18 protein-coding genes and 4 pseudogenes are annotated in these 23,520 nt (G+C 65.4%); 12 read left to right on the forward strand and 10 right to left on the reverse strand.

The features are described 5' to 3' along the window. From VOI27_RS13965 to VOI27_RS13980, 4 genes and pseudogenes are all read left to right on the forward strand, one after another. Positions 1-351: pseudogene (locus VOI27_RS13965) on the forward strand (hypothetical protein); the annotation flags it as partial. After that, complete coding sequence (locus tag VOI27_RS13970) at positions 348-1,337, forward strand: ABC transporter permease (protein ID WP_323765974.1); 990 nt, start codon at positions 348-350, stop codon at positions 1,335-1,337. The pseudogene VOI27_RS13965 and the gene VOI27_RS13970, both read left to right, overlap by 4 nt. A 7-nt stretch (positions 1,338-1,344) precedes the next feature. Beyond that, entirely contained in the window at positions 1,345-2,088 is a 744-nt protein-coding gene (locus VOI27_RS13975) for a FadR/GntR family transcriptional regulator (protein WP_323765975.1), read from the forward strand. Positions 2,089-2,108: 20 nt separating this feature from the next. Beyond that, the gene (locus VOI27_RS13980; protein WP_323765976.1) at positions 2,109-2,972 is read left to right on the forward strand and encodes a hypothetical protein; all 864 of its coding nucleotides are present in this window, start codon (positions 2,109-2,111) and stop codon (positions 2,970-2,972) included. A gap of 315 nt (positions 2,973-3,287) precedes the next feature. On the opposite strand, the gene VOI27_RS13985 is transcribed toward VOI27_RS13980, so the two are convergent. The 5 genes from VOI27_RS13985 to VOI27_RS14005 form a co-directional block, all read right to left on the reverse strand. Further along, positions 3,288-4,265 (reverse strand): sn-glycerol-3-phosphate ABC transporter ATP-binding protein UgpC, encoded by a 978-nt coding sequence (locus VOI27_RS13985; protein ID WP_323765977.1) that lies wholly within the window; start codon positions 4,263-4,265, stop codon positions 3,288-3,290. 4 nt (positions 4,266-4,269) lie between these two features. Continuing rightward, positions 4,270-5,094: a carbohydrate ABC transporter permease gene (locus VOI27_RS13990; RefSeq protein ID WP_323765978.1), complete on the reverse strand. Its 825-nt coding sequence runs from the start codon at positions 5,092-5,094 to the stop codon at positions 4,270-4,272. Then, on the reverse strand, positions 5,091-5,960 hold the full coding sequence (locus tag VOI27_RS13995) for a sugar ABC transporter permease (RefSeq protein WP_323765979.1): 870 nt from the start codon (positions 5,958-5,960) through the stop codon (positions 5,091-5,093). The genes VOI27_RS13990 and VOI27_RS13995 overlap by 4 nt, the downstream gene beginning before the upstream one ends. A gap of 67 nt (positions 5,961-6,027) precedes the next feature. Next, the gene (locus VOI27_RS14000) at positions 6,028-7,299 is read right to left on the reverse strand and encodes an ABC transporter substrate-binding protein (RefSeq protein WP_323765980.1); all 1,272 of its coding nucleotides are present in this window, start codon (positions 7,297-7,299) and stop codon (positions 6,028-6,030) included. Between the two features lie 47 nt (positions 7,300-7,346). Then, positions 7,347-9,620 carry a family 78 glycoside hydrolase catalytic domain gene (locus VOI27_RS14005; protein ID WP_323765981.1) on the reverse strand — a complete coding sequence of 758 codons (2,274 nt, stop codon included), beginning with the start codon at positions 9,618-9,620 and terminating at the stop codon, positions 7,347-7,349. Positions 9,621-9,769: 149 nt separating this feature from the next. Here VOI27_RS14005 and VOI27_RS14010 point away from each other — a divergent pair, with 149 nt between their 5' ends. Continuing rightward, on the forward strand, positions 9,770-10,789 hold the full coding sequence (locus VOI27_RS14010) for a LacI family DNA-binding transcriptional regulator (protein ID WP_323765982.1): 1,020 nt from the start codon (positions 9,770-9,772) through the stop codon (positions 10,787-10,789). Between the two features lie 134 nt (positions 10,790-10,923). On the opposite strand, the pseudogene VOI27_RS14015 reads toward VOI27_RS14010, so the two are convergent. Next, positions 10,924-11,037, reverse strand: a pseudogene (locus tag VOI27_RS14015) (IS3 family transposase); the annotation flags it as partial. 266 nt (positions 11,038-11,303) lie between these two features. Further along, complete coding sequence (locus tag VOI27_RS14020; protein WP_323765983.1) at positions 11,304-11,840, reverse strand: hypothetical protein; 537 nt, start codon at positions 11,838-11,840, stop codon at positions 11,304-11,306. 579 nt (positions 11,841-12,419) lie between these two features. Here VOI27_RS14020 and VOI27_RS14025 point away from each other — a divergent pair. After that, positions 12,420-12,545 (forward strand): annotated as a pseudogene (locus tag VOI27_RS14025) (IS3 family transposase); the annotation flags it as partial. 34 nt (positions 12,546-12,579) lie between these two features. Further along, positions 12,580-12,822, forward strand: a pseudogene (locus VOI27_RS14030) (integrase core domain-containing protein); the annotation flags it as partial. Between the two features lie 137 nt (positions 12,823-12,959). Here the strand turns inward: VOI27_RS14030 and glpD are convergent. Further along, positions 12,960-14,591 carry a glycerol-3-phosphate dehydrogenase gene (gene glpD / locus VOI27_RS14035; protein ID WP_416374677.1) on the reverse strand — a complete coding sequence of 544 codons (1,632 nt, stop codon included), beginning with the start codon at positions 14,589-14,591 and terminating at the stop codon, positions 12,960-12,962. A gap of 215 nt (positions 14,592-14,806) precedes the next feature. On the opposite strand from glpD, the gene VOI27_RS14040 reads away from it, so the two are divergent. After that, positions 14,807-15,571: a DeoR/GlpR family DNA-binding transcription regulator gene (locus tag VOI27_RS14040; RefSeq protein WP_323765985.1), complete on the forward strand. Its 765-nt coding sequence runs from the start codon at positions 14,807-14,809 to the stop codon at positions 15,569-15,571. Between the two features lie 6 nt (positions 15,572-15,577). Here the strand turns inward: VOI27_RS14040 and VOI27_RS14045 are convergent, their stop codons facing one another. Both VOI27_RS14045 and VOI27_RS14050 read right to left on the reverse strand, forming a co-directional pair. After that, positions 15,578-17,092 carry a malonyl-CoA synthase gene (locus tag VOI27_RS14045; protein ID WP_323765986.1) on the reverse strand — a complete coding sequence of 505 codons (1,515 nt, stop codon included), beginning with the start codon at positions 17,090-17,092 and terminating at the stop codon, positions 15,578-15,580. A gap of 4 nt (positions 17,093-17,096) precedes the next feature. Further along, positions 17,097-18,356 (reverse strand): malonyl-CoA decarboxylase, encoded by a 1,260-nt coding sequence (locus VOI27_RS14050; RefSeq protein WP_323765987.1) that lies wholly within the window; start codon positions 18,354-18,356, stop codon positions 17,097-17,099. A gap of 168 nt (positions 18,357-18,524) precedes the next feature. On the opposite strand from VOI27_RS14050, the gene VOI27_RS14055 reads away from it, so the two are divergent. The 4 genes from VOI27_RS14055 to VOI27_RS14070 all read left to right on the forward strand — a co-directional run bounded on the left by VOI27_RS14055 (position 18,525) and on the right by VOI27_RS14070 (position 23,425). Then, positions 18,525-19,181 carry a GntR family transcriptional regulator gene (locus VOI27_RS14055; protein WP_323766045.1) on the forward strand — a complete coding sequence of 219 codons (657 nt, stop codon included), beginning with the start codon at positions 18,525-18,527 and terminating at the stop codon, positions 19,179-19,181. 138 nt (positions 19,182-19,319) lie between these two features. Then, positions 19,320-20,702, forward strand: a complete 1,383-nt coding sequence (locus tag VOI27_RS14060; RefSeq protein WP_323765988.1) for a Na+/H+ antiporter NhaA — start codon at positions 19,320-19,322, stop codon at positions 20,700-20,702. 277 nt (positions 20,703-20,979) lie between these two features. After that, positions 20,980-21,639 carry an ABC transporter ATP-binding protein gene (locus VOI27_RS14065; protein WP_323765989.1) on the forward strand — a complete coding sequence of 220 codons (660 nt, stop codon included), beginning with the start codon at positions 20,980-20,982 and terminating at the stop codon, positions 21,637-21,639. After that, positions 21,617-23,425, forward strand: coding sequence for a capsule biosynthesis protein (locus VOI27_RS14070; protein WP_323765990.1), 1,809 nt, complete (start codon positions 21,617-21,619; stop codon positions 23,423-23,425). Before VOI27_RS14065 ends, VOI27_RS14070 begins: the two co-directional genes overlap by 23 nt. The last annotated feature ends 95 nt before the right edge of the window (positions 23,426-23,520 follow it).

The raw sequence follows: 23,520 nt of genomic DNA on the forward strand, positions 1-23,520 counted from the left end.
CCCTCCGGGCCAATGCGCCATGGCACGCGCCAGCTATATGACAAGCGCGCGCGCAATGGCGCGTGGCGCCCCGCCACTGGCCTGGTTTTGCGCCGCCACGTGGCCGGATTTTACTCCGCCGTTGACAACCTGATCCGCAGCCTGACCGACACCCAAGGGCTGGGCGTCATCGTGATCTCGTCGGAACTGCCGGAGCTGCTTGGTCTCTCGGACCGGGTGCTTGTCATGGCCGAGGGCCGCATCCGCGCGGAATTCGACCGCGGCGCGGCAAATGAGGAAAACATCATGGCCGCGGCCATCCCCCAGGGCCGGAGCGCGGCCGGGGCAGACCTTGAAGGAGCGGCCCAATGACCGATCAAACCATCAACGCCCGAAGCGAGGGGTTCAGCATGCACCGTACCATCGAACGTATCGGCATCCACAACATCAGCCTGCTGGTGGCCCTCGTCGGGCTGCTGGTGATCTTCGGCGTGCTGCGGGGCGATGTCTTCTTCTCGACCCGCAACCTTTTGAACATCGGCATGGGGGTCGCGATCCTCGGCGTTCTGGCGATCTCGCAGACCGGGGTGATCGTCTCTGGCGGGCTCGACATTTCGGTCGGCTCCATCGTCGGGCTGACCACCGTCGCCACCGCAATGACGATCCAGGCCACCGACATGGCAGGGCTGGGGCTGCTGGCGGGCATCGCCGTCGGCGGTCTGGCCGGGCTGGTGAACGGGCTGCTGATCACCTATGGCCGGATCAACGCGGTGATCGTGACCCTGGGCACCATGGCGATCTTTCGCGGCGTCGCCTTCATCCTGTCGAACGGCCAGTCGATCTCGATCTTCAACGACAGCTTCCGTTGGATCGGCACCGGCCGCATCCTCGGCCTGCCGGCGCCGATCTGGATCCTGATCGCGGTGGCGATCGGCTTCTACATCTTCATGCACAAGAGCATCGTCGGCCGGAACTACTATGCCATCGGCGGCAACCCCATCGTGGCGCGGCTGTCGGGCCTGAAGATCCCGACCTACCGGGTGGCGATCTACGTGGTCTCTGGCGTCATGGCCGGCGTGGGCGGCATCCTGCTGGCGGCGCGCACCGGCTCGGGCCAACCGATCTCGGGTTCCGACGGGCTCGAGCTCGAGGCGATCACCGCGGCCTTCCTCGGCGGCTGCGCGATGCAGGGCGGGCGCGGCACTGTGGTCGGCGCACTCTTGGGGGTCGCGATCATCGGCGTGCTCAACAACGGCATGATCCTCACCGCGGTGCCGACCTTTTATCAGATGCTGGCCAAGGGGACCCTTCTTATCCTGGCGGTCTTTCTGGCAGAGTACCGTCTGAACAAGAGCTGAGGCAGTCATGGCAGAGGTCAAACAGAGAGGGCAGGGTGGCCCGCGCGAGATCGTCACCTCCACGCTGGCGCGGATGATCCTGTCGGGTGAGATCGCGCCGGGCGAGCGGCTTCCGACCGAGGATGCGCTGCGCCAGAAGATGGACGTCAGCCGCACCGCCCTGCGCGAGTCGGTGCGGATGCTGGCCGGCAAGGGGCTGATCGAGAGCCGGCCGCGGATCGGCACCGTCGTGCTGCCCGCGACGCGCTGGAACCATCTCGACGGTGACATCCTCGCCTGGCGCGAGACCCTGCCGCCCGACCTCGTCTTCATCCGCTCGCTGACCGAGGCGCGGCAGGTCATCGAGCCTGCCGCCGCCGAAATGGCGGCGCAGCGCGCCGACGGCTCCGACCTCGGCCGGATGCAGGAGGCCTACCAGCGGATGAGCGCGGCGCGCGATGATGACATCGATGCGATCGTCGCCGCCGACGAGGCCTTTCACTTCGCGATCCTGCTGGCCTCGAAGAACGAGATCTTCGCCAATTTCGGCACGGTGATCGGCGCGGCGCTGCGGATGTCTTTCCGGATGACCACGCAGGCCTCCGAGAACTTCGCGGACTCGCTTCACACCCACGGCGACGTGCTCGAGGCGATCCGGATGCGCGAGAGCGAGACCGCCCGCCGGCTGATGGCCGGGTTGATCGGTGTCGCGGCGCGCGACTTGGGCCGCGCGGCGAGCCAGCGGGGCCAGGACACGGCCGGGGCCCTATGACCTTGCTCTGCCGCTGAGCGATGATCACGCTGCAGAACGATCGGTTCCGGCTGTCGGTGGATCCGGCGATGGGCGCTTCGGTCGGCCGCTTCGAGGTCGCAACGGCAGAGGGCTGGGTGCCGGTGCTGGCGCCTAGAGCCGCGCCCGCCAGGACCGCCGGCGACACGGCAATGTTCCTCATGGCGCCCTTCGCCAACCGCGCGCGCGGCAACCGGCTGGCCCTGGGCACGCGGCGCATCGAACTTGCGCCCAACACCGACGAGCCGCTGGCGCTGCATGGCATCGCCTGGCAGCGGTCGTGGGAGGTGATCGAGACCACCGCCGGCCGGATCGCGCTCGGCCTTGATATCCGCGGAAACTATCCGCTCGACCTGCGGATGGGGTTCATGGCGGAGCTGCGCGCCACCGGTGTCAGGTTCGGCCTGAGCCTCCGCAACACCGGGGCGCGGGCGGTGCCCTGTGGGATCGGCTTCCACCCGTATTTCCCACGTCTGGCGGACACGCAGGTGGCCTTTGCCGCCCGCACGCTCTGGCCGGAGGGGCCGGGGCATCTGCCCCTCGGCAAGCGCCCGCTTCCGGCCTCGGAGGCCTATTCGACGCCGCGCGGGCTGCCGGAGGCCTGGCGCAACCAATGCTATTCCGGCTGGGACGGGCGTGCGCGGATCACTCAGCCATCGCTGGGTTACGGGCTCGAGATGCGGGGTCGGGGACTCCCGGCGTTGATGCTCTTTGCCGACCCCGGGATGGCACGGTTTGCGCTGGAACCGCAGAGCCATGTCAGCGGCGAGACCGGGACCGGGCCGCACGGGCTGACTGTGCTTCCGGCGGGCCAGTCGATTTCGGCCGAGCTGACCCTGAAGATCGCCGGGCTCTCGCTCCGTTGATGTTCAGGACAGCGTCGAGACCAAAGGAAACCCGGAGGCTCGCCCGCGGCGATGGTCTGCGTCCGATGGATATCGAGACCGTCTGGACCCCAGCGCAACTCAATGCCGGAAATTCGACGGCCGAGCACCGGGACCGGGGCGCTTCTTGTGTCTTCGTCAGGCTCTCGAAGCAGGCGCACGTGCAGCAGGCCGGTTACTCGACCCGGTGGCGCGCGGTTGCTCTGCTGGGTTGGCTCCAAGACATCCATAACGACCCACGCAACAAACCAAGCAACTACATCTACGCCGGAAATTGCCCGGGGATCCGCTACCAGCTCAATATCGGAACTCGAACTCCGGGTTCGGGGTGACCCAGACGGTGCTGCCCTGGGCGAAGCTGCGGCTGCCGTCGGTGCGCGCGATGACCGGCCCGAGGTCGGGGGCGTCCATGTGGACGATGGTGTCGGCGCCCAGCCGCTCGACGTGGCGCACGGTGCCGGGCCAGCGGCCTTCGGTCTCTGACAGGGCCAGGTGCTCGGGGCGGATGCCGTAGGTGCGGCAGCCCATCTCTTCGGCCACCTTGCCATTGTAGAGGTTCATCTTGGGCGAGCCGATGAAGCCCGCGACGAAGGGCGTGGCGGGGCGCTGGTAGAGCTCCATCGGCGGGCCGACCTGCTCGATCCTGCCGCCGTTGAGCACCACGATCTTGTCGGCCATGGTCATCGCCTCGACCTGGTCGTGGGTGACGTAGATCATCGTCGCGCCGAGCCGCTCGTGCAGCTCGGTCAGTTCGATCCGCATCTGGCTGCGCAGGGCGGCGTCGAGGTTCGACAGCGGCTCGTCGAACAGGAAGACCTGCGGGTCGCGCACGATGGCGCGGCCGATGGCGACGCGTTGGCGCTGGCCGCCAGACAGCGCCTTGGGCTTGCGGTCGAGATAGGCGCCAAGCTGCAGTGTCTCGGCCACCGCAGCGACCTTCTCGGCGATCTCGGACTTGGGACGACGCGCCAGCGACAGGCCGAAGCCGATGTTTTCGCGCACCGTGAGATGGGGGTAGAGCGCGTAGTTCTGGAACACCATGGCGATGCCGCGCTCGGAGGGTTCAGCACGCGAGACGTCGCGGCCGCCGATCTCGATCATTCCGGAGCTCTGTTCCTCGAGCCCGGAAATCATCCGCAGCAGGGTGGACTTGCCACAGCCCGAGGGGCCGACGAAGACGCAGAACTCGCCGTCCTCGATGGTCAGGTCGACGCCCTTGATCACCTCGACGGCGCCGAAGTTCTTGCGCAGGTCCTTGAGTTCGACACGGGCCATGGGGTTATCCTTTCACTGCGCCGGAGGTCATCCCGGCGACGATCTGGCGGTTGAAGAAGATGAAGACGATCAGCGGCGGAATGGTGATCAGCAGGATGTTCATGAACAGCAGGTTCATCTGGCTCGCGAACTGGCTCTGGAAGTTGTAGAGCGTCAGCTGCACGGTCACGTTGTCACGCCCCGGCAGGTAGTAGAGCGGATGGGTGAAGTCGTTGAAGATGCTGATCGACTGCACCACGATCACGGTCAGCGTCACCGGTTTCAGAAGCGGCAGCACGACCTTGAAGAACACCTGCCAGGGCTTGGCGCCGTCGATGATCGCCGCCTCGTCAAGCTCGCGCGGGATGGTGCCGATGAAGCTGCGATAGAGCAGCACGGTGAACCCGAGCCCGTAGGCGACCTGGATCAGGATCATGCCGTTGAGGGTCTTGAACAGGCCCACCGACTGCAGCAGCCAGATCGTCGGCACCACGGCGGGCGGGATCATCAGCCCCGACAGCGCCACCATGTAGACGATGCGGGTCACCGTCGAGGGCCGGCGCTGCACCACATAGCCCACCATCGCGCCGAAGATCACCAGCAGGGTGATCGCGCCCACGGTGATGACGGTGGAATTCCAGTAGGCCAGCAGCAGGGCATAGTCGCGGGTCTGCACCGTGGTGACGAAGTTTTCCCAGAACAGCCAGCGCTCTGGCAGCGCGAAATCCGGCTGGCTCGCCTCTTGCGGTGATTTCATCGCGTTGATCAGCACAAAGAGGAAGGGGATCACGAAGATGACGAGAGAGGCGGAGAGCGCAAGGCCTCCGTTGAGGATCTGACGCGGTTTCATGAGTCGATCGATCTCCGGTTGAGCCACCAGGCAAGCGGCGCGATGATCAGGGCGATCAGCAGGAACAGGATGACGTTGCCGGCGGTCGACAGGCCCCAGAACCCGGCCTGGTATTGCTTGTAGATGACGCTGGCCAGCACGTCGGATGAAAAGCCGGGGCCGCCGCGGGTCATCGCCCAGATCAGGTCGAACAGGCGCAGCCCGCCGATCAGCGACAGGATGATGACGGTGGTGGTGGCCGGCCGGATCAGCGGCACGGTCACCCGCCAGAACTGTTGCAGCCGGGTGGCGCCGTCGATGCGGGCGGCCTCGTAGTACTCGGGGCCAATGGTGGCGAGGCCCGCAATATAGATCAGCGTCGCCAGACCCACGCCGCGCCAGACATCGACCAGCGCCACAGAGAACAGCGCCAGCGACGGGTTGGTCAGCCAGCCGGGGCCGTCGATGCCCACCGCCGCCAGCGCGACGTTGATCGCGCCCTGGGTGGGGTGCATCAGTTCCTGGAACAGCAGGCCGACGCCGATGGTCGAGACCAGCACCGGAAAGAAGACGATCGAGCGCAAGAGCGACTGCCCCATCATCCCTGAGGTCAAGAGCACCGCCAGCAGCAAGCCGATCACCGTCTTCATCCCAGAGGTCAGGACGGCAAAGGCCAGCGTGTTGACCGTGCCGCGCAGCAGGTAGGGCTCGGAGAAGAATTGGACATAGTTGTCCCAGCCGGCAAAGCGCGCCTCGAACGGATCCCAGTAGGTGAGCGAGAAGTAGAAGGAGGCAACCGTGGGCACCAGGAAGAACACCACGAAGATCGCCGCCGCGGGCAGGAAAAACCAGTAGGGGTAGGGGGATATCCGGGATTTGGCGGGCATGTCAGGTCCTTGGATCAAGTAGGGCCCGCGCAGAACCGCGAGCCCCGTTTCGCAACCGGTCGGGAGGTTACCAGTTGGGAAGGCCGAGCTGACGGGCCTGCTTGGCCACGTCACGGTCATAGCGTTCCGCCGCCGACTTTGCATCGCGGATGCCGGACCCGACCTCGACGGTCAGCTGTTCGAGCGCCGGGCCCTTGATCGGCGACAGGAACTCGAGCGCCGGAGCGGTGCGGCCGTCTTGCTCGAAATAAGGCAGCATGTCGGCGATGGCGGTCGGCACGTCGTCCGGCAACTCGCAGCCGGGCACCAGCTGCGGGCCGATCGCGCCGTTGACCTCGACAATGGTCTCGCAGCCCTCGACCGAGGCGACGAAGTCGAGGAAATCCTTGGCGATGTCGATGTGCTCGCTCGACTTGGGAATATAGACCGCCGAGGGCAGCCAGATCGTCAGACCGTTCTTTTCGGCGTCGTCGCCGGGCTGGGCGAAGAAGCCGACATCGTCGATCAGCTCGGGGCTGTTCTGCCGGATCGCACCGATCGAGAAGGTCAGCATCGGGTAATGCACGCCGGTGCCGTTGGCCACCATGTGCAGCCCGTCGTCAAAGCTGGCCGCGCCGTAATCGGCATTCAGGTAGCCTGCCTCATGCACCGCCTGCAGCCGCTCGAAGCCCTTGAGCGCGGCCGGGGTGTCGGCGAACTTGACCGCGTTGGCGGTATAGGCCTCGGCAAAGCCCGGCTCTTCCGATTGGACGTTGTAGTAATCCGCCAGCACGAAGAGCTGGCTGGTCCAAGTGTTGCGATAGGTCTGGATCACCGGGGCCTTGTCGGTCTTTTCGGCGATCACCGCGTTGTTGGCCATGAACGCGTCCCAGGTCCTGGGCACTTCGAGACCGAGCTCCTGGTAGGTCGGCACGTGATAGAGGATGCCACCGCCCATCGCGCCCTCGGCGGGCACGCCGTAGACCCGGCCTTGGGCGTCCTGAACGGTGCGCTTGAACGAGTCGTTGAGCGGCGCCACGTTCTCGAGATCATTGAGCGGCACCAGCGTCCGTTCGGGCCGCAACGCCTGGAACAGCGAGCCGGAGTTGTACATGAAGAGATCGGTCATCTCGCCGGTGGCCAGTCGCGACTTGACGATATTGTCGCCTTCGCCGCCCGCCGGGCGTATCTCGATCGAGAAGGTCACATCGGGGTGCATCTCGGTATAGGCTGCGGTCAGCGCCTCGAAGGCGGCGATGGTCGAGGGGCCGTTGTCGATCAGCAGGCTCAGCTCTTCGGCCGAGGCGGCGCCCGCCGTCAGCGCAAGCGCCATGGCGGTGGTGGTCAGTGTCTTGGTCATGGTGTCCTCCCTTTGGGTGTGTCCGGGGCCTCCCGCGCCCCGGGGTTTCAGGCCTTGAGATCAAAGCTGATGTCATGGGTGCCGGGGCCGTAGCGCCCGCCACCGATCCTGTCGGCCGCGATCGCCTCGCAGCCCTGGGGCAGGGTGACCGTATAGATCACGCGGTGGCCCTCGATCCGCCAGCCTGCCTCGATCCGGCCATGGCGGCAGTCGTGCCACATCGAGACCTGTCCCAGTTCGGGCAGGATCCGTGGATCGAGCCGCACCCGGTCGAAGCCCGGTGCCTCGGCCAGCGGCTGCACCCCGGCGACGTTTTCGAACAGGAACTGGCAGACCGCTCCATAGGCGTAGTGGTTGTAGCTGTTCATTTCGGGGTCATAGATCGCCCCATCCTCGCCGATGGCATCCCAGCGCTCCCAGATCGTGGTGGCACCGCGCTCGACCTGGTAAAGCCAGCCGGGCACCCGCCGGTTGAGGAACACCTTGGCCACCAGATCGTCCATCCCCAGTTTCGACAGCGCCGGCAAGAGCGCCGGGGTGCCGATGAACCCGGTGCCGATCAGGTAGTCGGCGTCCTCGATCACCCGCCGGAAATACGCCTTGGCAGCGGCGTGATGTTCCGCCGGCACGAGGTCATAGAGGAAGGCCAGCGCATAGGAGGTCTGGTCGCCATGCGCCAGCCGCCCAGAGGCGCTGACATATTCACGGGCAAAGGCCGCGCGGATCTCCTCGGCGCGCGCCCTCAGCCGCTGGGCCTCGGCCGTCTCGCCGATGACGCCGGCAATCCTTGCCGCAAGGTCGGTCGAGATGAAATGATAGATCGTGGCGGCGCAATCGTCGCCGATGGTGGGCCGGGGCTTGCGGTTGTCGCCCACCGGCTGCAGCCAGTCGCCGAAGGTAAAGCCTTTCTGCCCCCAGGTGGAATGCGGGTGGATGATCGGACCGTCCGAGATGCTCCAGAGGTAGTCGAGCCATTTCAGCATCGCCGGGAAACACTCGCGCAGCACCGCATCGTCGCCGTAATGCAGGTAGAGCTGCCAGGGCATCACGGTGATCACGTCGCCCCAACCGGTGGAGCCTGCCCAGTCGCCGTCAAACTGGCTGTTCGGGCACAGCGTCGAGTCCGGCGAGAAATGCGGGATCGCGCCGTCCTCGCGCTGGTCATGCATCACGTCGCGCAGATACTTGCGCAGGAACCGCTCGCTGTCGGCCAGCCAGCAGGCGGTGCCGGCAAAGACCTGCGCGTCGCCGGTCCAGCCCAGACGCTCGTCGCGCTGCGGGCAGTCGGTGGGCACCTCGACGAAATTGCCGCGCTGCGACCAGATGGTGTTCCAGACCAGCCGGTTGACCGCCTCGACACCGCAGTCAAAACCGCCAGCGAGGTCCGGCACCGAGGTGATCGGGACCGAGGCGATCTCGGTCAGCCGCGCCGCGCCCTCGATCCGCACCCGGGCGTAGCGGAAGCCGGTGAAGGTGAACATCGGCGCCCACTGCTCGACCCCGTCGCCAGACAGCACGTAGCTCAGCGCGGCGCGGGCAGAACGGTAGTTGCGCTTGTCAAAAGCCCCGTCAGGCCCCAGCACCTCGGCGAAGTCGATATAGACCTCTGCCCCGGCCGCGCCCTCGACGGCGATGCGCGCGTATCCGGCAACGTTCTGGCCGAAATCGTGGATCGTGGTGTCCTGCGCCTCCCAGCTCTTTTGCGGCGCGATCTCGGGCAGTTCGCGCACCGTGCCGGCCTCTTGCGGGACAAAGAGCGCCCTGTCGGTCGGCAGCACCTCGACCCCGCCGGTCTCTTGCGGGGTGATCCGCGCATCGTGATCCTCGCCCCAGTAGATGCCCGACTTGGTGATCGGCAGCAGGCCGCTGTCCCAGCTGTCATCGGTGCGGCAGACGATCGTGCCGGCGCTTTCCACCTCGGCCAGCGCGGCGATGCGTTCGCCCCAGCCGTTGACCCCGCTCTTCATCAGCGGCGAGCGATACCAGCCGTCGCCCAGCCAGATCTCGATCCGGTTGTCGCCCTCGGTCAGCAGGCCGGTGATGTCATAGCTCTGAAAGGCGATGCGATCATCGTAGCAGGTCCAGCCCGGGGTCAGGCTATCGGACCCGACGCGCCGGCCGTTGACGAAGGCACGATACAGTCCGAAGGCCGAGACATGCAGCAGGTGCGGCTCGGTCCCGGTGCGGCGAAAGCGGGTGGCGACAAAGCTTGCCGCGGTGCCGACGCCCTGGTCGACACTGGGTGCGATCACCTCGGCCACCCAGTCGCGGGATGCAGGTCGTCGGGCCGTGCGCGCTGCGCCGGCAATATCCAGGCTCATGTAATTCCTCCACAATTCGGCCTCTGCGGCCTCCTCGCCACATTGTGTAGACCGTTCTACGTAAAACGATATACAACTTTCCTTCGCTTGCAAGTACTGTTTGAAAAATCATCGCATGGCGCGGCAACGGACCCGGGGGGATCAGCAGCATGACAGAGCCGAAGACAAGGCGCGGAAAGGTCACCATCCGGGACGTCGCGGCGGATGCCGGCGTCTCGACCGCCGCGGTATCGAAAGTGCTGCGCAACGCCTATGGCGTCAGCGACACGTTGCGTGGCAAGGTACTGAAATCCATCGAGAAACTGGGGTATCGTCCGAGCACCGCGGCACGCGGGATGCGCGGCCGGACCTACAGCGTCGGGATGCTGCTGGTCGAGATGCACAACCCCTTCGTGCCCTACATCGTGGGCGGCGCCAAGGAGGCGCTGCACAAGGCCGGCTACAAGGCGTTGATCGGGGTGGGCGAGGCCGAGGAAGCCATCGAGGGGTCACTGATCGATTCGATGATCGACCTGCAGATGGACGGTCTGCTGCTGGTCACGCCGCGACTGCCCAGCGAAGTGCTGAGCCGTTATGCGGCGCAGAGCCCCACCGTGGTGATCGGTCACCATGAGGATCGGATGGACGCCTTCGACACGGTCAATTCCGACGACAGGCTCGGCGCGCGCATGGCGGTCGAGGCACTGCTGGCGCGCGGCTGCCGAGATGTGCAGATGATCAGCCAGCCGACCGCAGGCTCCAGCCGCGAGGTCTTTGACGTGCGCGAGCGCGGCTATCTCGAGGTCATGGCCGAGGCCGGTCTGTCAGACCGCACCCGGATCTGGCGGGTGGGCGAGCGCCGCTATCGGCCCGGCCAGTCGGTCAATGCCTTCCTCGATCAGGCGCAGTTGCCGGACGGGCTGTTCTGCTGGAGCGACATCCACGCCATCGAGATCATGAACGCGGCGTTCGAGCGCGGCATTCCGATCCCCGAGCGCCTGCTCGTGGTGGGCTACGACAACAGCCCGGTGGCGGCGATGCCGATGATCGGCCTGTCGAGCATCGAGCAGCGTGGCACGACCCTCGGCGAACTGGCCGCCAAGGCGCTGCTGTCGCGCATTGGCGGGCGCACCGCGCCGGAGCACCTGCTGGTGAGACCGGAACTGGTCGTTCGCAGAAGCCTGGGCTGACCGCCAGACCGCGACGCGTCAGAGCGGCACCAAGGGCCGGTGAAGTCTGAGACAGACCTATCGCTGCGGCGCGCCCGACCGGATGCTCAAACAGGATTTGATCGAAAGTGTTGCGACAACCGGTTGATTCCGCCTTGGCTGCCGCGGTCGGTGTGGTGGATGCAGTCCCTGGTCGGCAGCCGCAGCGCGTCGGCCATCTGCAGCGTCCGGATGGCCAGGTCGCGTTTCATCCGGTTGCTGACCGCCCATCTATCACCCGGCAGTGGTTTGCTTTTGCAACATGAGGGGGTGTCTATCCCAAGACTGCCCGGCGCGAGCGCCCGCCGGACAGTGCTGAGACCCGCAAGGAGATGCACGGAATACCCAAACCCGACCTGCAGACTCTCGTTACGAGGGACCCGCTGGGGGCAGGTCAGTTTGGCCTGCTGCGGGCTGCAAGGTTGCCTTCGAATGAATACAGGACATCGCCGCGACAGGGCGGAACCGCACCGATACAGCAGCCGCGCCCTCGGCGTCAGCCTTTGCGGAAGACGTAATCGGCGAGGACGGGTTCGTTGCAACTGCCGCCGTCGGTGAACGTGATGCGCACCGTGACCCCGTCATAGCTGCCGCTTGGGCCAAGTTGCGCCGCGACATTCGCCGTTTTGCCCGTGGCCCCGCCGACGCTGGCTTGCTCAAACCCACGGAAATTCGTCACGCCGCCGTCAGGCAGGTGATAGGCACGCTGCGCCCAGATCCGCGGGATCCGCCCTGACCCGCGCAGGACGCTTCCCGTCATTTCGAAATAGATCACGCCGGCCTCAGCGATGTAGCGTGGCTTGGTCCAGTCGAGAATTGCCACGAACGACGAATCCCGGGTCTGGTACTTCACGACCCCGTCTTGACTGCCGCTGCGCGGTTGCCAGTCAAGAAACAACCCTCCGGCGGGCCAACAGTTAAGCGGACCCGCATTGTAATTCACGTCGCTGAGATACCAGCTTTGCGAGAGGGCGGCTGAGGCACCGGCGCACCAAAGCGCAACTGCCAATATTGCTTTTTTAAACATGTTCATGGCTCCCTTTTTTTCTTCAAGACCGGGCGTTCTGGAAATTTAACATACAATTGCACAAAACTGGTTCGTTCCTTGCAGCTGTCATTCTGTCCAGCGGGTGCCGATGCTTCCATCAAGAAGCCAAATCCCGATAAGCATGACCAATAGAAACAGACAGTAGCGACGGAACCAGCGCCTGCCGAAGCGAGCGCGGGTCAGCAGTCGCTGACCTTTTTCGTCGAAGGCTGATCTGCGTAGGGCTGCGGAATCTTGCCGGAATGATGGATGCGTGGAGACCGCCAGGCAACACTACGGATCGTCGCGTAGTGGTCGGACTGACTCACATGCGGGTCCACGAAACCCCGCTGTCGATCGGCGGACTGTCCCAAGTGAGCTGGAGTTATGCCCGGCTGGGCTGGACCTCTAAGGGTTGGGCAGCGGTCCGAAGTTCGAGGTTCTGGCGGGCAGCCTTTCGGGGCCATATGGCGTCGGTTCGGCCGCAAGCGGCTGAAGCGGGAAAAGCCGGACGAACTGGCCGGGCCGCCTTCGCTACATTCGATCCCCCGGTTCGATTGCTTTACGCTTCGGCCCTCGAATGAGGTTCTTCAAAGCATCGAAGAGGTCCAGCAGATTGCCACCGAGTGGCTCTGGTCCTACAGCCATGAACGCCCGAACATGGGCAGCGGCAGGATGACACCTGCACAGAAACAGAAGATGGCCGCGTAAATTCTACGACCAAGCCCCCGCAGAAACGGGGGATCATCGGACCATGTTTCGAAATCTGGCCCCCGCACGGGGTGTAATCTCGGCTTGGGCAAGAGACTTCAACACCGAACGCCCGCCACCGGCTTTGGGCTAGCAGACCCCCGCCGACGACGCTCTGACCTCGGCCACCGTGATCGCACGACCCGCTGCGCGGGTTGAAAGCTCCGTGCGTCGTGCGATTGCTCAACCCGCGCCAATCGGCGTACACAACTCTCGGCCTCCGGTCGCAGATGGATGAAAATGCAGTGGCTGGTCACGACGACTGGAATGAAAAACGCACTCGGGGCTGAAGATGCGCTCACCACGCGCGTTCATCGCAGCCCAAACCGCAACCGCCTGAGTGTCCAGTGTAACGGGGGCAAGATCGATCGGCCATCAAGCAGCCACCGTACCGGACTGGCGCCGTTCCACCATCCAGCCCTGCAACCCCGCGATCTCCGTCTCGCTCAGCCGCAGACCCAGCTTGTTGCGCCGCCAGACCACGTCTTCGGCGGTGCGGGCGTATTCTCGGTCCATCAGCCAGATCACCTCGGCCTCGGTCAGCGTGGCGCCGAAGTCGCGGCCGAGGTCGCGGGCCTCGGTGGCGCCGTCGAGGATGATCTCGGCTTCGGTGCCATAGGCGCGCACCAGCCGCCGGGCCCAGAACGGCGTCAGAAAGCCGTAACGCGCTTGCAGATCCGCGATCAGATGCGACACGCCGTCGACCGGAAAATCGCCGCCGGGCAGGGGCACGCCGGCGGTCCAGGGGCCCTTGCCGATGCCGAGGTGGCTGTCGATCTGCTCCAGCGCGCTTTCGGCCAGCCGGCGATAGGTGGTGATCTTGCCGCCAAAGACGTTGAGCACCGGCGCGCCGCCCGCGGCATCGACCTTCAGCGTGTAGTCCCGCGTCGCCGCTGTCGCGCTCGAGGCGCCGTCGTCATAGAGCGGGCGGACGCCGGAATAGGTCCAGACGATATCGTCGCGGCTTAGGTCCTGCGCGAAGTACTGGTTCGCGAAGTCGATCAGGTAACGCTGTTCTTCCTCGGTGCAGACCGGCTTTTGCGAGGGATCGGGATGGTCGGCGTCGGTGGTGCCGATCAGGGTGAAATCCCCCTCGTAGGGGATCGCAAAGATGATCCGCCCGTCGGTGCCCTGGAAGAAGTAGCACTTGTCGTGGTCATAGAGCTTGCGGGTCACGATATGGCTGCCGCGCACCAGGCGCACGCCGTCGCTGGAGGGGATCGAGACCTTGTTCCGGATGATGTCGCCAACCCAGGGGCCGCCGGCATTGACCAGCATGCGGGCGGAATGGGTGCGGGTCTTGCCGTTTTCGGTATCTTGCGTTTCGACGCGCCAGAGGTCGCCGTCACGGGTCGCCGAAAGCACCTTGGTGCGGGTCAGAATGCTGGCGCCGCGGGCCTCGGCATCGCGGGCGTTGAGCACCACCAGCCGCGAGTCCTCGACCCAGCAGTCGGAGTATTCATAGGCGGTCTCGAACCGGTCCTGCAGCGGTGCCCCCTCGGGGGTGTTCGGCAACGACAGGGTCTTGGTGGCGGGCAGGATCTTGCGGCCGCCCAGGTGGTCGTACATGAACAGCCCGAGCCGGATCAGCCAGGCGGGCCTGCGACCCTTCATCCAGGGCATGACGAGGCTCAGCAGTTTCGACGTCGGGGTTTCGGATTCGAAGCGCATATCCTTATGATACGGCAGGACAAAACGCATCGGCCAGCTGATGTGCGGCATCGCGCGGAGCAGGGTTTCCCGCTCGATCAGCGCCTCGCGCACCAAGCGGAATTCAAAGTACTCGAGATAGCGCAACCCGCCATGGAACAGCTTGGTCGAAGAGGAGGAGGTCGCCGAGGCGAGATCGTTCATCTCGGCCAGGGTGACGCTCAGCCCGCGGCCGGCAGCGTCGCGGGCAATGCCGCAGCCATTGATGCCGCCACCAATGACGAAAAGATCCACCGGGCTGTTGGGGTCGTGATGCGTCAAGGCGCGTCTCCTGAAATCTATACGGTCCTGCAGCATATCTGGCACAGGTGCGCGCGTTTTTCAATGGTTCAGTTTTCGTTAGTGTTCGTTTTGTCCCGGTCCGTTGACGTTACCGACGATTTCCGCAAATTGATAAAGCTGCAGGTGGTCGTGCTGGCTTTCGTGTTGTGGCCCTGCGGGCTCTGGCGCTAAGTTGGCCCGGATCGCACCGAAATGCAGCCGCGCCAAGGATCGAAAGGAAACGAAAAGACATGTCGCAGACCTTTCGGCATCCGGAGATCCTCGAAATTGCCCGCCGCGAGGGCAAGGTCACCGTCGAGGGGCTGGCCGAGCATTTCGGCGTCACCCTGCAGACCATCCGCCGCGACCTTTCGGATCTCGCCGATGCCGGCCGGCTCGAGCGGGTGCATGGCGGCGCGGTGCTGCCGTCGAGCACCACCAATATCCTCTACGAGGAGCGCCGCTCGCTCAACCCGGCGGCGAAACAGGCGATCGCGCGCAGCTGCGCGGCGCGGATCCCGAACGACATCTCGCTGTTTCTCAACATCGGCACCTCGACCGAGGCGGTGGCGCAGGAACTTCTGCATCACAGCAAGCTGATGGTGGTGACCAACAACATGAACGTCGCAAACATCCTCGCCGCCAACCCGGAGTGCGAGATCATCGTCACCGGCGGCCACCTGCGCCGCACCGATGGCGGGCTGGTCGGCAACCTGGCGGTCGATACCATCAGCCAGTTCAAGTTCGACCTTGCGGTCGTCGGCTGTTCGGCGCTGGACGGCGATGGCGACATGATGGATTTCGACATCCAGGAGGTCAACGTCAGCCGCACCATCCTGCGCCAGTCGCGCAAGACCTTTCTGGTGGCCGATCACACCAAGTTCGCCCGCACCGCCCCGGCGCGGATCGCCTCGCTCGGCGATGTCGACAGCGTCTTTACCGACAAGCCGTTGCCGCCGGACCTCGCCCACGCCTGCCGGGGGTGGGGCACAGAGGTGGTGGTCTCCGAGGTCTGAGCCGGCTCAGCCTGCGAACATGTCCTTGTAGTCCGCGCGCAACACGTTCTTCTGCACCTTGCCCATGGTGTTGCGCGGCAGCTCGGCCAGCGAGATCAACGCGCGGGGGTGCTTGAACCGCGCCAGCGACTGCTGCACCGCCTGCATGATCGCATCGGTATCGGGGGTGGCGCCCGGCGCGGGAACGATCACGCCCACCACCGTCTCGCCGAAATCGGGGTGCGGCACGCCGATCACCGCGCTTTCCAGTACGCCGGGCTGCTCGTCGAGCACCAGTTCGATTTCCTTGGGATAGATATTGTAGCCGCCCGAGATGATCAGGTCCTTGTTGCGACCGACGATATGGACATAGCCGTCCGCGTCGATCCGGCCGAGATCGCCGGTGATGAAGAAGCCGTCGGCGCGCAGCTCGGCCGCGGTCTTTTCGGGCATCTGCCAATAGCCCTTGAAGACATTCGGCCCGCGCACCTCGATCTGGCCGACCTCGCCGTCGGGCAGGGTGTCGCCGGTCACCGGGTCGGTGATCTTGAGCGCGACGCCGGGCAGGGGGAAGCCCACGGTGCCGGCGCGGCGCTCGCCGTCATAGGGGTTTGAGGTGTTCATGTTTGTCTCGGTCATGCCGTATCGCTCAAGGATGCGGTGGCCGGTGCGGTCCTCGAACTGCACATGGGTTTCCGCCAGGAGCGGCGCCGAGCCGGAGATGAAGAGCCGCATGTGGGAGGTGAGCTCGCGGGTGAACCGGTCGTCGCCCAGCAGCCGGGTATAGAAGGTCGGCACGCCCATCATCGTTGTCGCCTCGGGCATTCGCGCGATCATCTGGTCCAGATCGAGTTTCGGCAGGAAGATCATGCTGCCGCCCGAGGCCAGTATCACGTTGGTGGCGACGAAAAGACCGTGGGTGTGAAAGATCGGCAGCGCATGCAGCAGCACGTCGTCCGCAGTGAAACGCCATTCCTCGACCAGCGTCCGGGCGTTCGACAGCAGGTTGGTCTGGGTCAGCATCGCCCCCTTGGAACGGCCGGTGGTGCCGGAGGTATAGAGAAAGGCCGCGAGGTCCTCGCCGCTGCGGTCGACGGTGGCAAACTCCGCCTCGGCCTTGCGCGCCTGCGCCATCAGCGACCCGCTGCCATCGGCGTTCAGCGTTTCCACCTGCGCGCCGAGCGGTCCGGCAATCTGGCGCAGGCTGTCTTCGCTGCCAGCGTCGCAGACGATCAGCGCCGCGCCGGAGTTCTCGATGAAATAGCGCAATTCGTCGGCGGTATAGGCGGTGTTGAGCGGCAGAAAGACCAGCCCGGCCTGGGCGCAGGCGGCATAGAGCGCCAGCGCCTCGGGGGATTTGTCGACCTGCACCGCCACCCGGTCGCCGGGCTTCAGCCCGAGCCGGGCGGTGACGTTGGCAATCCGCGCGCCGATGGCGAGGAACTCGGCGTGGCTGATGACCGCGCCGGTCGCGAGATGCAGGAAGGGGGTGGATTGGCCGGCATGCACTCCGAAGAGGCCATCGTAGAGGGGGTTCGCCATGGGGTCAGCTTTCCTGAATGGGGGTGAGGTCGGCGGTCTCGGCCAGCGCCTTGACCTCCTTCGCAGCCACCACGTCGCGCGAGGTGGCAAAGACTTCGTGGTTCTGTTCGACGCGGGCGAGATCGTAGAGATAGTTCACCATCACGCCGCCCGACTGCGCCCGGCCCTTGTCGGAGGTGTCGGCCTCGGCATGCACCGCATGCACCAGCGCCCCATTGCCGAGGTGGAAGCGGGCCACCGGATCAAAGGGCACCCCGCCGCGCGACTTGGCCTTGAGCAGGTAATGCGCCGCGAGGGCCTTGATCCGTTCGGGGGGCGCGGCCGCGGCGTCGATGCCCTCCTGCGTCAGCCAGCGGGTCAGGCCCGGGATCGGCGACAGGGTGACAAAGGTCTTGAGCCCCGGCAGTTCCGCCGCCAGATCGGCCGCCACCTGCTTGATCAGCGAATTGCCGAACGAGATGCTGGCGAGCCCCTCCTGGCAGTTGGAGATCGAGTAGAACACCGCGGTGTCGGCGCCCTTGGCCGGCATCGGCGCGCGATCCTCGGCCAGAAGCGCCTGCACCGAACCGGGGGTGCCGGTGGTCAGCGCCACCTCGACAAAGATCAGTGGCTCGTCGGGCATCGCCGGGTGAAAGAAGGCGAAACAGCGCCGGTCGCTGGGTTCCAGCCGGCGGCGCAGCTCCGACCAGCTGTCGATCGCGTGCACCGCCTCATGGGCGATGATCTTTTCAAGGATATGCGCCGGGCTTTCCCAGCTGATCGGCCGCAAGACAAGGAAGCCGCGGTTGAACCAGGAGGCAAAGAGGTGGCGGAAATCGAGGTCGAGCGCCGCCAGTTCCGGCTCCGACACCCCGAGCCGCAGCAGGTCGGCGCGCATCTTGACCAGCTCGCCGGTGGCGCCCTGCACCCGGTTCAGCCGGCGGATCAGTTCTTGCCGGCGCGGCTCGGCGGCTTCGGCAAAGGCGCGGTAGCTGGCCTTGGTGGGGGTGCGCTCGTAATCCTCGAGCCGGCTGCGCACCGCTTCGGGATCGATGTTCATCCGCGTGGCGAGGAAGCGGAAGAAGTCGAGCTTCTGGTCGTCGGTCAGCCCGCCGTAGCGCGACAGGATCTCGCGGGCCAGCGCCAGCCCCGAGGTCTCGCTGGCCGATCCGACCAGCGCCATGGCGATCTCGCCCAGCGGCCGGCCGTCGCTGGCAGCCCCCGGCGCCTCGCGGCGGTAGCGGCGTTCAAAGACGGTGGACAGCAGGTCCGCTAGCAGGGTCATGTCGCAACTCTCCTGGAGTTCGGGTGGCGCATCGCGCGCCGAAGGAATCCGGTCCCTGAGGGGCCGGGACTGGGGGCACCCAACCACACGCTGTTTTCTCAGTCAAGCTTCTTGTATACAACAAAGGCAATATTGCATTACCGGAAGGGCCACAGTATCACCGAGGGCATGGAACGCCGCCGCTCAGATGCCATTGCCGAAGCGCTCGAGGAACGGATCTTCGACGGGACCCACGCCGATGGCGACCGTCTCGACGAGGTGCGTCTGGCCGAGCATTTCGGGGTGTCACGCACGCCCCTGCGCGAAGCCCTGCAGCGACTGGCGCGCTCCGGGCTGGTCGAGCTGGTGCCGCGCCGCGGCGCCTTTGTCCGCCAGCCCGGGCCGGTCGAACTGCTCGAGATGTTCGAGGCGATGGCCGAGATCGAGGCGGTCTGCGGCCGGCTGGCGGCGTTGCGGATCACAGATCCGGCGCTGGCAGAGCTGCATGACGCCAATGCGAAATGCCGCGCGGCGATCGAGCGTCAGGACCCGGATGGCTATTACAGTGAGAACGAGCGGTTTCACCGGGTGATCTACCAGCAGTCGGGCAATGGCTACCTCGCCGCCGAAGCGGGCGAATTGCACCGGCGGCTGAAGCCGTTCCGCCGCCAGCAGCTGCGGCTGCGCGGACGGATGGCGCAGTCTATGGCGGAACACGAAGCGATCGTCGCAGCGCTGCAGCAGGGCGACAGCCAGGCGGCGGCGGATGCGCTGCGCGGCCATGTGGCGATCCAGGGCGAGAAGTTCCACAGTCTGATGGCCAGCCTCAGGACCACCCCTGACTGAGCGCCTTTCAGGGGGCATCCGGCGATCATCAAATGCGCTTTGAAGCTCCTGCCGGTCCGATTTTCAACGGCTTGCGTTGCGGCAACCGGGGTTTTGCGCTAGGTCGAAACCATACTCAGGGGGAGGGCCGGGAGAGACATGTATCGCGTCTGGAATTTTCTGACCAACTATTCGCTGCTTCTGATCTTTGGCGCCTTGATCGCGCTGGTCTGGGCCAATCTGGACCTGATCGCCCCGGTGGCGGGCGATCCGCACTACTGGGCCGACGCCTATCACAGCTTCGTCGACTTCGTGATCTGGGATCACGCACCGATCGGCCATTGGCACGCCGCCCATATCGCCGCCACCGACCCGGCTTTTGCCGAGATGGTGGCCGCCGGTGCCGAGGTCCATACCGAGGCTGATGGCACAGAGTTCGTCTATGGTGAAGGCCACCGCACGCTGACGCTGCATTACCTGGTCAATGACCTGCTGATGGCCTTCTTCTTCGGCATCGCCGCCAAGGAGGTCTGGGAGGCGGTGATCCTCGAGAACGGCTCGCTCAGGGGCAAGAAGGCGGCGACGCCGCTGTTTGCCACCGCCGGCGGCATGTTCGGGCCGATCGCGGTCTATCTCGGGCTGGCGGCGGTGATGGGCTCCGAGACCTACTCGGCGGTGGCCAATGGCTGGGCCATCCCCACCGCCACCGACATCGCCTTTTCCTACCTGATCGGCCGGCTGGTCTTTGGGGCCGGCCACCCCGCGGTGCGCTTCCTGCTGCTCTTGGCGATTGCCGACGATGCGGCGGGGCTGATCATCCTCGCGGTCTTCTACCCCTCTGGCGAGCTGGCGCCGGTCTGGCTGCTGCTGTCGCTCGGCGCGGCGGTGGGGGTCTTCGTGCTGGCCAATTGGCTGCCGCGCAAGCTCGACCGCGGCAACCCCGACCGGCCGACCTCGACCTGGGTGCGCAAGTCCCTGTCGTTCTGGCCCTACCTGCTGGCCGGCGCGGCAAGCTGGTACGGCTTCATGATGTCCGGGCTGCACCCGGCGCTGGGGCTCTTGCCGATCGTGCCGACGATCCCCCATGCCGACCGCGCCTTCGGCATCTTCTCGGAGGCCGAGCAGTATCTCACCGACCTGCTGAACATGATCGAACATGCGCTCAAGCACCCGGTCGAGGTGATCTTGTTCTTCTTCGGCCTGCTCAATGCCGGGGTCGAGTTCTCGTCGATCGGGCCGGCGACCTGGCTGGTGCTTGCGGGGCTCCTGATCGGCAAGCCGGTGGGCATTCTGGCGTTCGGCTGGGTGGCGGCCAAGCCGCTCAAGCTGGGAATACCGCAGGGCATGCGAATCATCGACCTTGTGGTGATCGGCTTCGTCGCGGCCATCGGCTTTACCGTTTCGCTCTTTGTCGCGTCGGTGGCGTTTGACGCCGGGCCGGTGCAGGATTCGGCCAAGATGGGCGCGCTGTTCAGCTTTGCCGCGGCACTTGTGGCGATTGCATCGGGCAAGCTCTTTCGGGTGCAAAAGCAGAACTTCTGAGTCTCTGTGACTTCGACAAGCGAAACCGGCGCGGTGCTCCGCGCCGGTTTTTCGTTGTGGGCGGGCTGAGATTGCCCGCATGGCGGTCGTGGTGCGGGGCTGCCCCACGCAGGGCGCGCATTCCGGTCGCAAATGCGGCAAGGACGGGTCATTGCGGTGCTTTCGATTGAAACAATCGGCGCGTCCGGGTCATAATATGACCAGATTCAAGCTCTAAGACTGGTTTAATAAACCTCGAGTAACTTGAGGCGAGCAGACCCCGGGAGGGCCGTATCGCATGCTGGAATTCGACAACGTGAGCAAGTCCTTCTGGACCGGGACGCAGCGCAAGGTGATCCTTGACGGTGCCTCGTTTCGCGTTGACCTGGGCCAGTCGCTGGGCATCCTGGCGCCGAACGGCACCGGCAAGACCACGCTGATCAAGATGATGGCGGGGCTGGAAAAGCCCGACGAGGGCGAGATTCGCCGCGGCTGCCGCATCTCTTTTCCGCTGGGCTTCATGGGCGGTGTGGTGTCGAAACACTCGGCCCATGAAAACGCCCGTTACATTGCCCGTCTCTATGGCCTCGACCCCGATTACGTGGAAGCCTACTGTCGCTGGCTCTGCGGTCTGGGGGAGTATTTCGATCAGCCGCTGGGCACCTTTTCCAGCGGCATGAAGGCGCGGTTTACCTTCTCTTTGATGCTGGCGCTCGATTTCGACATGTATCTGATCGACGAAGGCATGCCCAACTCGACCGATGTGGAGTTCAACAAGAAGGCCGCCGCCATCCTGGCAGAGCGGCTTCGGACCACCACCATCATCATCGTCTCTCACCAGCCACGCGTGCTGGAGAAATTCGCCCGCAAGGCCGGTGTTTTGTTGAATGGCCAGTTGCACATGTTTGAAACCTTGGAGGAAGCGAAGCAACTCTATGACTACGAAACCCAAGGCTAAGAAGTTTCGCGTTCGCCGCAGCAACCCTGGCAATGCGCAGGACGTGGTCGGGCCCGAAGGCCCCGTGGCGCAGGCGCCGGCCAACAGCCGTGCCGCCGCGCCGAAGGCCACCCCCGAGTCTGACAACCTGATCGGCCAGATCCGCGCGTTGCGCCAGGAAACGTCGCAGGAAACCTCGACGCCGCAGGCCACAGCCGCGGCAGGCGCCGCCGCCGATCCCGCCACGGATCGCAAGGCCAAGACCGGCGCCACCATCGCCCGGATCGCCGCTGCGCCCCCGACCGCCGATGCGCCGGCCAAACCGCCGCGCGACGGCGAGGTCTCTTCCGCCGCACAGGTGGCCGGCGAGACCGATATGGAGGCTATTCGTCAGGAAGGCCTGACCGGCCGCCAGCTGCGCATGGCGCGGCGGATGGCGCAGAAGCACGGGCTGGCAGTGACCAGCGATTTCGACGCGGTGCGCCAGTTGCGCCAGCGCGGCATCGATCCGTTCCAGCGCGCCAACATGCTCGAGCTTGTGGTCTCGGCCCAGGAAGACGCGGATCTGCCGGCCAAGAAGGGCAAGGTCCAGCTGCCGCAGACGGTGCCGGCCCCGGGCAAGAACCTGCCCGCCACCGAAACCGCCAACCCGATGGAGCGCCGCATCCGCGAGATCGGCGACATCCAGCGCGACATCGCCAAGCGGCGGCGACGCAAGTCGATGCTGCTGCTCACCCGGCTGGCGTTTTTCGTCGGCCTGCCGACGCTGATCTGCGGCTGGTATTTCTACGCCGTGGCGACCCCGATGTATGCCACCAAGTCCGAGTTCCTGATCATTGCCAATGACGGTGCCGGATCCGCCGGCATGGGCGGTTTGCTTTCGGGCACGCAGTTCGCCACCAATCAGGATGCGATCGCGGTGCAGAGCTATCTGATGTCCAAGGACGCGATGCTGCGGCTTGACCAGGACGTGGGCTTTCGCAGCCATTTTACCCAGGACTGGATCGATCCGATCCAGCGGCTGGATGCGGATGCCTCGAACGAGGCCGCCTACAAGCTCTACAAGAAGAACATCGAGATCGGCTATGACCCGACCGAGGGCGTGATCCGGATGGAGATCGTCGCCGCCAACCCCGAGGTCAGCGCGCAATACACCAAGGCGTTGATAGATTACGCCGAGGACCGCGTCGACAGCCTGTCGCAGCGCAAGCGCGAGGATCAGCTTCAGGGCGCCAAGGAGGCGCTGGAAGAAGCCGAGGCGGCGCGCCGCGACGCCCAGCTGCGGCTGGTCGAGCTGCAACAGGTGTCGCAGGTGCTCGATCCCGAAGGCCGGATCGCCTCGCTGCGGCAGCAGATCAACAACGTCGAGGTGCAGGTTCAGGAGCGCGAGCTGCAACTGCAGGCGCTGCTCGACAACGCCCGCCCCAATCAGGCCAAGGTCGAAGGGGCGCGCGGTGACATCCGCCGGCTCAACGATCTCTTGGCACGGTTGCAGGCCGACATGACGCAGGCCTCTGAAGGCGAGAATTCGCTGGCTCAGCTGTCGTCGGAAATCCAGATGGCGCAGGCCGATCTGGCGACCCGCGACCTGATGCTGCAGGAGGCGCTGACCTCGCTCAGCCAGACCCGGCGCGAGGCCAATGCCCAGGTGCGCTATCTTCAGACCGCGGTGGCCCCGGTGGCCTCGCAGGACCCGAGCTATCCGCGCAGTTTCGAGAACACGATCCTGGCCTTCCTGATCTTTGGCGGGATTTACCTGCTGATCTCGCTGACCGCGTCGATCCTGAGGGAACAGGTGTCGAGCTGAGGCAGGCGCCCGGGGGGGCAGCCCCCCGGACCCCCCGAGGTATTTTCAAACAGAAGAAGCAGGGGCGGGGGCGCGTTGGCCAGCCCGGGGCGCAT

Source organism: Marinovum sp., from assembly GCF_034669705.1.
Lineage (GTDB): Bacteria > Pseudomonadota > Alphaproteobacteria > Rhodobacterales > Rhodobacteraceae > Marinovum.